The sequence below is a fragment of the Salinimicrobium terrae DSM 17865 genome, from assembly GCF_000424665.1.
GTDB lineage: Bacteria > Bacteroidota > Bacteroidia > Flavobacteriales > Flavobacteriaceae > Salinimicrobium > Salinimicrobium terrae.
The window spans coordinates 340479-352544 of record NZ_AUKI01000016.1 but is presented as its reverse complement, the minus strand read 5'-3'; the positions used below and the strand labels follow the sequence as shown (position 1 = coordinate 352544).

The following is a 12066-nucleotide window of genomic DNA, read 5'->3' as shown; positions in this document are numbered from 1 at the left end:
TCTGGAATAATTAAAAGTCAATAAAATAATCTTGAAGGAATACAGAAAGGCCTTAAATATCATCGCCTACCTTTTCCAGGCAATATTATTCCTGGTGCTGCTGAATTATATTCTGGAGATAGCAATGGATGGGTGGAACAATCCGTTCTAAAAAACTATGAAAAAAATTCCCTTTTTGATCCTTGCTGGTTTTCTCCTGCTTTTCACTTCCTGTGGCAACACAAAATATCATTATCACTTTGAAAAAGGAAGAATGATAGACTTTTCAGAAGGAGAGTGGATACTTAACCGGCCCTACACCAACTATAATGAAGAGCGCATTAAAAAAGTAGCCCTTAAAGGTTTTAAAAAAGTTCTTGGCGACTCCCTTGTCTCTATTGATGACCTAAGCCAACGGAAAGAAGTTCCAAAATACATGCCTCAGGATCCTTCAACGGAACAACTTCAGTATTTGCAAAAGGCAACCGGGATGGACTTCCTAATTACTGTGGAGTCAAATATGATTAAAAATGAAATGGGTTCTTTCGCTCATGCCCCGTCAGTAGGCTTCTCTACACAAACAAATGAAGCCGGTATTTCCATAAAGATTTATGACCTCAATTCCCAGGAGCTTCTCTCCGAAAGTAATGTAGCCGCTATTGCAAAAGTGACAAAAAGCGAAGACGACAATAGCTGGGATTACGTTAATAATGCGGAAACACTCTCAATGCAAGGCGTGAAAAAGCTGATCAAAAAGTATAGAAGGTACGGCATCACAGAATAACTTAAGGTGCTTTAAAATACCTCTCTGAAATGCCATTTTTGACACCTGTTTCCGTCATTCTGAACTTGTTTCAACAACCTCATCTATAAAACCCTGAAATAAATTCAGGGTGAAGCGGGAGAGAAAACCGCTACATGCTCACAAACCATCGTCGTGCTGAACATGTTTCAGCATCTTCATCCAAGAGCCAGTAAACAAACTCACGCATTTTCCACCTCTTTTCCCAAAAGTTCCCAAATTGATACAGCCAAACGTTAGGAAATGATTTTTTTCCGGATAATAGGAGTACATTTTATAAAATACTATCTATCAATGTCCTAATGTCTAAATCTCTACAACGCATTCTCCTTGTGATTGTCACCGGTGCCCTGCTCGCAATTGCTGCGTGGAGCAGCTATCTCGTATACAAATTTTCTTCGGAAGCAGCCGAAATAAAAAAGGATTACAGCGAATTAAACAGCATTACCCACGGAATTTTATCGGTGAATATATGGCGGGATCATTTGACCAATATGGTCCTGAACCGTATTGACGAATTTGAATTTACCCCCGAACAGGAAGACACTTTAGTACTTCAGGTAGAGAATATTTTAACCACCGGGATCGACAAAGGTGATAGTTTGATGAACCTCAAACAAAAGAGCCTGAAGGGGAAACTCAGGAAGTTTGCGGTTAGGGCCCTGGTTCCCGAAGAAAAGATTAGGGCTCTTGTACCTATGTTCGCCCAGACAATAGTAGATGAAATTCAGAAGCCTGAAAATAAAGAAGCACTTAAGTTCGTCATAAAAAGCAAACTTCAGGAGTATAGTGATATGACCCACGCAAATTCTGAAGTTGCCGTTTTGCGTATAAATGAACTTCTGGAAAAATATGATGTAGAAGACCAAAAAAGTTTCAACCGAAAAACTTCAGATGATCTCAGGAAACTGGAGGCGCAAACCTATTACCACACCTACATCCTTCTCGGAATCATTGTGGTTTTTCTGCTTATTTGGTGGTTACTTCGGAATCAAAGACCTTTACACACTCCTTTATTTATCATTTCTGTCCTGGTATCATTAATTGTGCTTTTTGCCGGGCTCACTGCCCCTATGATAGAAATAGATGCACGTTTCCAACAAGTAAATTTTTTACTGATCGGGGAAGAAATAACTTTTAATGACCAGGTGATCTTTTTTCAGAGTAAAAGCATCCTGCAGGTAATCGATATCCTTTTTGAAACGGGAAAAGTGGATTCATTTTTCGTGGGGCTTCTTATTCTAGTCTTCAGTATAGTTTTTCCTGTTGCCAAATTAGTTTCTACTCAAATCTATCTCGCCGGAAGTGAAAAGCTAAGGAAAAATGAGATTCTGAGGTTCTTTGCATTTAAATCGGGTAAGTGGAGCATGGCAGATGTTTACGTAATTGCAGTCTTTATGGCCTATATAGGATTCCAGGGCATACTGGACAACCAGCTGTCCGATCTTAATATGGAAACTGAATCCCTGGTAAGTATTTCTACCAATAAAACTTCATTGCAGCCCGGATTCATCATTTTTATTGGGTTTGTTTTATTCAGTTTGATCCTCTCCACTATTCTGAAAAGGATTACCCGTAAAAAAGAAAAAACATAGGGGAGCATTTCCTGGTTACCCCTCTAAAATGGCATTTTTGACACCTCTTAGTAATTCTTTGAACCGGGTCATCCAATGTGCTAAGGGAAATGAAAATTACTGCTCTACAGTTTAATTCTACTTCCGGAGTTCGTTCATATCTGCTATCATATCCTCAAGTTTTAGGAGGAATTTGCCATACATAAGCTGAAGGCTGATCCGGTAAGCCAGGATCCCCAGTGCCGAAAGAACCAGTGAAATTCCCAGGAGAATTCCTATAATGTATATTTCCTCTAACTGAAGAAGATCTTTAAGGATAGCACTATTCCGGAAGAACAGAAAATATCCAAATAATCCGGCAACGGGAAGGCCAAATCCTAACAGACGGGTGTAGAAAGTTTTCAGGTGAAAGAGCATTTCCCGGTACTTCAGCAAATAATCATAGGTTGTAGATTCAATACTAATTTCTTCGAGAGAAACCAGTTTGTTCTTGTTTAGAAAAAACATACCCATCATTAGTGCCATAACGTATAAGCCCACGATCACATGACCAGCAACACTAAATCCAATTACTGCCAGGATTGCCAATGGTATTATACCTCTGTTATCGGTTCTGTAGGTTTTTTTGAGCTCCTCAATAAGAAGCTTGGACTTCTTTTGATATAAATTGTTTATCCTGGGTGCAGCCAGAACCTCTTCTTTCAAAAATCCTTTGGTCCATATTGTTTCAATCGAATTTTCCATCTAATAATTTTTTTAGTCGTTTTGTAATCCTTGTTATTCTAACTCCAATATTGTTCGAGCTGGTTCCTATGATATCAGAAATTTCCTGGTATGATTTTTCTTCGAGATATAAGAGGATCACTGCCCGGTCTACTTCAGACAATTTTTTAATTGCTTCATAAAGTTGAAATAGGTCATTGTCTGAAAAATATTGTGATTCCTGTGGTTCCCCGACTATTTTATCTTCAGCAGGAAGCATCTGGCTTTTATTTTTCTTTTTCAGTAGAGTCAGACAAACATTTAGAGATATTCTGTAGATCCAGGTAGACCATTTGCAGTTTCCCTTAAAGTTATCTCTGCTTTTCCATATTTGCAGACAGACTTCCTGGTAGTAGTCTTCATAATCTTCCTGTGAATCTGTATATGCACGGCAAATCTTGATGATAATGGGGGCAAATGGTAAAATTGATGAGTTATAAAAATCGCTGCTCAAACTATACTTTTCTTGTTTAGTGGCTCAAATTCTAATTTATTACACTTTCAGCAGAAGTTTTTTAGGTTGCCAATCAGACTTCAGATCCTTTTCTTATTTGATTAAAGATTTAACAGGTGATTTTCTCTCAAGTTTAATTATGGCAGAAGGGTCTCTTGTTAAATTACAGCCCTCCCTACATCTGTAATTTTTTGAAACATCCACATGGATTATACAAGAAACGAGGAAATATGAAAATAAAGATGTTATTGTAGGAGAAAGTTATGACGTGACAAGTGGTTATAAGATTGGGATGATCGTCCTGCCTAAAAAGAGTGTTTTGATTTCATAATTTAGGAATTACCTGCACGAAAAACTGTTTACACAGCAAGAAACACTGAACATTTATTAACCCTGAGTTTCATCGTAGACTGTGGCTACAGGTTCTTTTTGTCGTTTTCTAATGCGTCTTACATCCCACTTCAAAAGGACGGCTATGACCAAAGCCACTGCAATTAATGCGATGAAGACATGAAAAACGGGTATGTAGCTGCCTGTCCCGGCATAAATTTGGGAAACCAAAGTGGGACCGATTAGTCCGCCCAGAGACCAGGTGGTTAAAAGATAACCATGAATAGCAGCGAGCTCTTTGGTTCCGAAGAGATCGGCGATAAATGCCGGTAAATTGGAGAACCCACCTCCATAACAGCTCACCACCAAAAATATAAGCGCCTGAAAGACCAAAGCACTGGATGTGTTAGGCAGGGTAAGAAAAGCGACGAGTTGAATTACAAAAAATATAATAAACACCACAGGCCGTGTAAGATAATCAGATGCTGCTGCCCAACCTATACGTCCTGCACCGTTAAAGATCCCCATAAGACCTACCATGACCGCTGCAGCTGCGGCAGAGAGTCCGCCAATGGTTTGGGCCATCGGTGAAGCCACAGAGATCATCATAATACCTGCACTGGTATTAATGAGCATAATAGTCCATAGCATCCAAAAATGCCTTGTTTTCACTGCTTTCTTTGCAGTAAGAGAAGAAAGATCATTGAGTTTTCGTACGCCCCTGATGCTTTTTTCTTTCATACCCTGCGGCATCCAGTTGCGTGGAGGCGGAGCGATATATAGGGCTCCAAGCAGCATCAAAATAAAATAACTTGTCCCTAAAATATAAAAGGTTGTAGAGATACCCACGTTTTCCATAAGAGCAGCCGCGACGGGGGCCGTGATAAGGGCACCTGTTCCAAAGCCTAATACTGCCATCCCTGTTGCCAGTCCCCGTCTATCTGGAAACCATTTTACCAGGGTCGACACCGGAGCAATATATCCTATGCCGAGTCCAACTCCACTAAGAAATCCATACGAAAGAATAAAAAGCTCAAGAGAATCAATCGATACGGCAAAACCCGATCCTGCCTGCCCAATTCCAAATAATACTGCAGCAACTATGGCCGATTTTCTAGGACCACTTCTTTCTACAAACTTTCCAAAAACAGCTGCTGAAGCTCCACCCAGAGTCATCATTACAGTAAAAGCTATGGTAACTGAAGCAACGGTCCAGCCCAGGGTTTCCACCAATGGAATTGTGTAAACACTATACGCATATGCAGCACCTATTGAAAGATGTATACAAATTGCAGAAAGCGCTATAAGCCATCTGTTCTTTTTGGCCTTTACAGGCATTCCTTCTTTTACCATCTCAATTTCTTATTCATAATTTATGATCCATAGAAACACAAGTAGAAAGAACAGAGAATTATTAGCAAGTTTACTACGGCTTCTGCTTAACTTTTAATGTCCGATTTTTCTCCTGCCTGAATTTTTTATGAAAATCCCCTGCACCTGCGCCTGAATGTCTAAGAACTATAATTTTTCTTAAAATCACAAAATAAAATTGATTCAGGATCCAGAGTATAGTGTATTTATTTGTCTTGATTATTCTGTTTCTTCTTAAAAAAGGAATGATTATTACTAATTATAGGTCAAAGACAAACCAACAAGTACCCGCAATATTTAATCTAAATCTTCCAGATAAATCTTGCCGTCTTTCATCACAAAAACCACATTTTCCATAGTATTATAAAAATCCTTTTCAATATCTCCTTTTACGGCAATAATATCAGCAAACGAACCCTCCTGGAGAATCCCAATTTCTTTTTCTTTTTTGAAGTGTTTAGCAGAAAGAAAAGTAGCAGACTGTAAAATATCCAAAGGCTCCATTCCCGCTTCGTAGTAGGCCCGTAACATATCTTTGGAAGAAGCACCGGCAGAAATTTGAATATAGGTGTAATTATCTGAACCGGCGACTATAGTCACCCCGCTTTTTATTGCTCTGTTCAGTCTTTCACCGGATTTATTAAAATAGTTATCCAACCACGAAAGTTCTGCGGGGTTTCTTCCTGCAAGGGTGTAGTAGGCATTCATATAACTTCTGCTATTTTCTGTAGGCACGAGATAAATATTCTTTTTTGCCATTAAATTCAAAGTTGAATCTGCGAGAATAAAACCGTGTTCGATGCCATCCACCCCTGCTATTGCCGCTTCCCAAGCCGATTGATTGGTAACGGAATGTGCTGTAACAGTAATTCCGTAGGAATGGGCAGTTTCAACAATAGCCTTCATTTCTTCAACCGTTAAACGAATATTATTCGGCAAATTATCAGCACAAATTTTAATGATATCAACATTTTGATTGATGTGTTCCCGAACAGCATTCTTTGCATCTGCCACACTTTCAATAATTCGATATTCAAGATTTACCAGCTCCTGGTGATCATGTGAAACTCCATACATTTGGCCACCGGCAGCAGCCATGATGGGTCCCGATGCAAAAATACGCGGACCTTCAACGGTGCCTTCGTTAATCGCATCGCGTAAAGCCACATCAAGAAATAGCCCTGAATTTCCCAAATCCTTTATACTCGTAATGCCCGCATCAAGATAAGACCTGGCTCTTTTTGCTCCCCGTAGGGTTCTAAGCGCGGTGCTTTCAAGGGTAAGCGTACTTACACTTTTCTCGGCAAAATCCTCCTGCGGTTCCTGGGAAAAAAAGACATGAGTATGAGCATCTATTAAACCCGGTAGTACAGTAAACTCACTTAAGTCTATAATCACAGCATTTTCCGGAAGAATTTCCGGACTACCAATTTGGAAGATTTTATTGTCTTTTACATGAATGACCCGATTTTTCAAGATAGTATTCCTTTCACTATCATATAAAGAACCAGCCTGTAGATAAAGTTCATTTTCCTGACTAAATACACAAAATGTACAGCATATAAGAAGAAATGTAAAACTGTGAAAAGGTTTCATAGGTGCGATTTGAAATTTTTTATTGACATTTATTAATAGCCTGATGCCAATTTTAAAAAGAAGAAGGTAAAAAAATAATAGAGACCAGAATCATTTGTTGATTCTCCACTGCTGAAAGCAGTTGACACAGAGAAATTTTTCACTCTCCTGCTCTACTTAATTTATACATCTTTTTTCTAATAAAACCACTTATCTTGCTCCCTGAACTAAAATAAATCTATGGCCTCTGGATTTTTCGCCCTTCTCGATGATATCGCCACTTTAATGGACGATGTTGCAATGATGTCAAAAGTCGCCGGAAAGAAAACGGCAGGTCTGTTAGGTGATGATCTTGCTGTTAATGCAGAAAAGGCATCAGGATTTATGTCTTCGAGGGAACTACCTGTTCTCTGGGCAATCACTAAAGGCTCATTTCTGAACAAAGTAGTTATTCTGCCCCTGGCATTCCTACTCAGTGCCTTTGTGCCTGCCGCTATTACTGTTATTTTAATTATCGGAGGATTATATCTGGCCTACGAGGGTGCTGAAAAGGTCTATGAATATCTGTTCCCTCATGCCAAGAAGGCTGAAGCTCCAAAACTTGAAAAACTTTCTGAAGAAGAAGTTTTAAGCAGGGAAAAAGAGAAAATTAAATCAGCAATCCTTACAGATTTTATTCTTTCTGTGGAAATAGTAATTATTGCCCTTGGAAGCGTTGAAAATGAACCTTTGCTCACTCAAGTCCTGGTTGTGACAATTATTGCTTTAATAGCCACTGTAGGAGTTTATGGTATAGTTGCACTCATTGTAAGGATGGATGAATACGGCGCAAAACTTATCGCTCTTAACGAAAGAGAAAATAGTTTTTCCGATAAAATTGGGAGGTTCCTTGTAAGTGCGCTGCCTAAAGTAATTAAAAGTCTCTCGATCATTGGAACCATAGCTCTGCTCCTGGTTTCGGGTGGGATTTTTGTGCATAATATTCATTACCTGCACGACCTGTTTGAAAATCTTCCGGGCATACTCATGGAATTCATTACAGGAGTTGTAGTAGGATTTGTAGTTTTGTTGCTCATAAAGCTGATTACCGGACTTTGGAAAAAATTCACCACCTAAACCAATTTATAATTTTTTAAAGGTTAAGGAATATTCTCCGGTTTAAACTTAAAAAACTTTTAGAGTATAACCTCTCCAAAATGTCATTTTTGATGATCTTTTTTATAACATCTAAATTTTGATTCCGGCACATTAAAACTATGTGAAAGGTTCAGACAGAATTATATAAAGTTTCTATCTTGAGAGCTGCTGGATATGGGAGGAACCAAAAGCACAAGACCACAAAAAAGAATTGATACTATAGATGTATTAAGAGGCTTTGCACTAGCGGGTATCCTCTACGCCCATATGGTGATTTGGTACACAGGTGCAGCATTGCCACCAGATGTCTATACCAAATATGACAGTACAGCCGATGGAATAGCTTTGGGCATATTTGGAGCTGTTGTATTTGGTAAATTTTTCTCCGTTTTCTCTTTTTTGTTCGGGTTGAGTTTTTACCTGCATTTCAGGAAGAAAGAATCAGGATCGGCCAATTTGGGAATATATATCTGGCGTCTTTTCCTGCTTTTTCTAATAGGCCTTGTGCATCACCTCTTTTGGAGGGGAGATATTTTGGCTATCTATGCTGTGCTGGGAGTTCTATTAATCTTTTTCCGGAATCTTTCTCCCAGGTTTATTCTTATTCTTGCCCTGCTTCTAATCACCAATGTGCCCACTCATCTATACGAAGTTTTTCAAACTGAAGTGGCCAATGCTCAGGTTGAGTTCCCGATGGCAGGGGAGGCAGAAAGGTATTATGGCCTGGTCAAACATGAAGAATTATTCACAGTTCTAAAGGATAACTGGAGATCATGGCCAGCGAAGATCCAGTATCAAGTGGAGAGTGGCAGACTGTTGATGACCTTTGGATATTTCCTCCTGGGATTGTATGCCGGCCGTACCGGCTTGTTCACCTCCATTGAAAAGCATATTCTTCAATTTAAAAGATGGAACGAATACGCAAAAAGAGCTGTTCTTTTCCTGCTTTTCCTGGGACTTCTCATGTATCTTTTCGACCTGGTGACCATTCCTGGAATAAAAGTTATACCCGAATTACAATGGACGGCCAGCTTCCTGTTCAGCATCTATAATGCCTGCCTTACTATTTTCTTTATAACCGGAATTACTCTTTTGTTCAGGAACAGGTATTTTAAAGAAATTCTGGAGCCTTTGGCTGCAATGGGAAGAATGGCACTGACGATCTATTTAATGCAAACCGTTTTCGGTCTGCTGTTATTTTATCATTTTGGCTTAGGACTTTTCGACAGATCCTCCCCTGCCCTCAATGTTCTTATGGGCGTTGGGGTATTCTATCTACAATTCAAGTTCAGCCGGTGGTGGTTAATCCGGTTTAAGCAAGGTCCTGTAGAATGGCTGTGGAAAGGATTGACTTATTTTAAATTTAATTCCATAAAAAGAAAAGACGAAGAAGGATATGGACCAATTTTGAAGGATCCCCTGAAATAGTTTAGAATTAAAAAACAATTGCATTATCGAGGCATCATTGTCAATCTCTCTCCCTCCAGCGTATAAATTTCACCCATCATTACAGCAGTGGCACAGGCATGTACCGGCAGGATCCCCAGCACATCTCCTACTTTTATGTCGTTCATAACATCCCCCGGCAGGTTAAACACGCCATGTTCCTGGGAAATTTTACTTACCTGCGCCCCGGGAATGGGAGCTGACCAATTATTCTCTGTTAAATGAACTATCAGCCCATAGAAAGCTTTCCCCTCTGAATCAATAAGTGAATCTTTCCCCTGATGCACCCAGCCGCTGTGAACCACAACCTCATTTCTTTCGGGATGTACTGCCACAACAGGTACAGCCAGACATATGGCAATCTCATCAATAGCACTGGCACCAATTCTATGCTGAACAATATCGTAGTACACAAAATTCCCCGGATGAATACTGTCGATACCTTCAAAGTCTTCATGTATACTACAGGAGGGCGTATCCCCCAGACCAATTTTGAGGTGAGGAAATTCCTTCCTGAAATGTCTTTTTAGAGACCTTAGTTTTTCATTTACTTTTTCTGCAATTTTCACAACTTCCTGTGGCGAAGAGGCATTATAGGTGTGGCCGGCATGAGTATAGAAACCTAAAAAAAGTAAGTTAGAACCCCTAGTCACCTCCAGGATCTTAGAAATTGCTGAGGAATTTTCAGCATTTATTCCAGACCGTCCATCTCCGACATCTACTTCTATGTAAAATTTCACCGAAGTATTTAACTCAGTCTTTAGTAGGACAGCTGTCTCTTCACTATTCACAAAAATTTTCAGATCAATCCGTTCTGCAAGCTTATTAATTTTTTCAATTTCCAGAATGTTTGTGGGAAATGCGATAGTAATATCATTCCATCCATAGCCGGCAAAATATTCGGCCATTTTTACTGAAGTTACTGTAATTGCTTTCACTCCCTTCTCCCGGAACCATTCTCCTACCGTCGCCGATTGATGGGTTTTGAAATGAGGGATCAGCTCTACATGGCTTTTTTTAGCCTTATCGGCCATCTTTCTAATATTCCTTTTACAGATATTCTGATCCAGTAATAAAGTGGGTTTTGTTAATCGCATCATACACTACTTGTGCAGGTTAAAATACAAAGATTAGCTTACAATAATTATCAAAAAAGGTGAAGAAAAGGCCACCACCTTCAATCTTTATGCAATGATTTAATTTTCACACATGAATTTACTCAGCCGGGGATCTGCCTATCGAAAGAATCGGGCATTGGAAGTGATGTTGAGTAAAATAAAAAAAGGGCTGCCAAATCGGCAGCCCTTTTTTTATTTTATTTTCAATTTTAACTATTGAAGAGTAACAGGAACAACAACTACCCCGTCCTCATCACTTATAGGAAGATCCAGGCCGTTACTACCGTCAAATTCATAAACACCTTCAGTTCCGGTATCTTCATGTAACATTACCCAAACAGTATCTCCTGCAGAAACATTAGCATCCTCGGAAAAAGTTACAACAACATCTGAATTACTTCCGGCTTCTACATATTCAGGTTCAGAAATAATTTCAGGCACCATTGGTCCGTCACCGGCTTCATTAGAAGCATGAATCACAACCCATCCGTCCATGTCAAGGTTAACATTTTGAACAGTTATACTATTATCTATAAGAGCCTGATCACTAACTGTAAGCATATCTACTGTAACGGTAAAAGATTCAGTTACAATATTTCCTGCTTCATTCATTATAGGAGCATCCAAACCATTAGTTCCATTAAATTCATAAACTCCAATTTGTCCGTCGTCCGTGTGCAGCATCACCCAAAGAGTTTCTCCGTCCTGGACTACTTCTCCATCTTCAAGTTCAATCACCACATTTGCAGTTGTACCTTCCTCTACCATCATTGGTACAGAAATAATTTCAGGAACCATGGGAGCTCCATCGTTGTCTCGGTGAATTACTACCCATCCCGCATCACTCATGCTAACAGAATTTATAGTCAATGTGCCATCCTGTAGCATCAGGTCATCATCTACCATTATACTACCTGAGGGCGGAATTACCGGGTCTACGTTGTCATCATCGTCACTACAGGCCACTAATCCAAGACTTAGGATCATTGGCAACATTAAAAGGTAAAATCTTTTCAATTTCATAATTTTTTATTTTTTTGTTTCAAGCAAAGTAGGCGGTTAAGAATGAAATCTCCGTTAAGGCTATACTAAATACACTTATGAAAAGCTTAATTAGTATTTCCTTAGTAGTCTATCCTATTTAATATTACCCTCATTTTCCTGCTATGACAAATCCGGCAAGAACGCGGAATCAAATAAAGCTTTCAGGAATCAAGAGCAAACTGTTTCTATAATCGAAAGCTGTACTTACTATAGATTTGGTCCTTAAAAAAGGCTAATGGAAAACAAAATTTCTAATTTTTGTTCAAAAAATTTTGGTTTTTGTTTCATTTATTAACAATAATGAATATATTCACCAGTAGTTAATCGTACATGAACAACCAACAGTCCATATTTAATATTACTACTTCTACATTAGGGGCTGCTGCTACGATGATTATTTCTACAATGATTACCCCTTTGGGGTAGAGAGCTAATATAATTCCGTCCGCATATCCTCTTGTATTTCTACAAGAC

At 39.1% G+C, this 12066-nt stretch carries 10 protein-coding genes; 4 read left to right on the top strand and 6 right to left on the bottom strand.

What is annotated here, in order from left to right; all coding sequences use genetic code 11:
* The first annotated feature begins 157 nt into the window (after positions 1-157).
* Complete coding sequence (locus H148_RS0107150) at positions 158-763, top strand: hypothetical protein (RefSeq protein WP_029034191.1); 606 nt, start codon at positions 158-160, stop codon at positions 761-763.
* Positions 764-1083: 320 nt separating this feature from the next.
* Positions 1084-2376, top strand: coding sequence for a paraquat-inducible protein A (locus H148_RS0107145; RefSeq protein ID WP_029034190.1), 1293 nt, complete (start codon positions 1084-1086; stop codon positions 2374-2376).
* 117 nt (positions 2377-2493) lie between these two features.
* Here the strand turns inward: H148_RS0107145 and H148_RS0107140 are convergent, their stop codons facing one another.
* The 4 genes from H148_RS0107140 to H148_RS17420 all read right to left on the bottom strand — a co-directional run bounded on the left by H148_RS0107140 (position 2494) and on the right by H148_RS17420 (position 6868).
* Complete coding sequence (locus H148_RS0107140) at positions 2494-3099, bottom strand: hypothetical protein (RefSeq protein WP_029034189.1); 606 nt, start codon at positions 3097-3099, stop codon at positions 2494-2496.
* Positions 3083-3571 carry an RNA polymerase sigma factor gene (locus tag H148_RS0107135; RefSeq protein ID WP_029034188.1) on the bottom strand — a complete coding sequence of 163 codons (489 nt, stop codon included), beginning with the start codon at positions 3569-3571 and terminating at the stop codon, positions 3083-3085. Before H148_RS0107135 ends, H148_RS0107140 begins: the two co-directional genes overlap by 17 nt.
* Before the next feature lie 387 nt (positions 3572-3958).
* Positions 3959-5254 (bottom strand): L-lactate MFS transporter, encoded by a 1296-nt coding sequence (locus tag H148_RS17425; RefSeq protein ID WP_245583396.1) that lies wholly within the window; start codon positions 5252-5254, stop codon positions 3959-3961.
* A 315-nt stretch (positions 5255-5569) separates the two neighbouring features.
* Positions 5570-6868, bottom strand: coding sequence for an amidohydrolase family protein (locus H148_RS17420; RefSeq protein ID WP_051286265.1), 1299 nt, complete (start codon positions 6866-6868; stop codon positions 5570-5572).
* 219 nt (positions 6869-7087) lie between these two features.
* Between H148_RS17420 and H148_RS0107120 the strand changes: the two genes are divergently transcribed.
* On the top strand, positions 7088-7963 hold the full coding sequence (locus tag H148_RS0107120) for a DUF808 domain-containing protein (RefSeq protein WP_029034187.1): 876 nt from the start codon (positions 7088-7090) through the stop codon (positions 7961-7963).
* Between the two features lie 195 nt (positions 7964-8158).
* On the top strand, positions 8159-9412 hold the full coding sequence (locus tag H148_RS17415; RefSeq protein WP_051286263.1) for a DUF418 domain-containing protein: 1254 nt from the start codon (positions 8159-8161) through the stop codon (positions 9410-9412).
* A 23-nt stretch (positions 9413-9435) separates the two neighbouring features.
* On the opposite strand, the gene H148_RS0107110 is transcribed toward H148_RS17415, so the two are convergent.
* A complete protein-coding gene (locus H148_RS0107110; RefSeq protein ID WP_029034186.1) occupies positions 9436-10530 on the bottom strand; it encodes an alanine racemase in 1095 nt (364 codons plus the stop codon).
* Between the two features lie 231 nt (positions 10531-10761).
* Positions 10762-11571, bottom strand: coding sequence for a DUF7282 domain-containing protein (locus H148_RS18300; RefSeq protein ID WP_051286261.1), 810 nt, complete (start codon positions 11569-11571; stop codon positions 10762-10764).
* Positions 11572-12066: the final 495 nt, after the last annotated feature.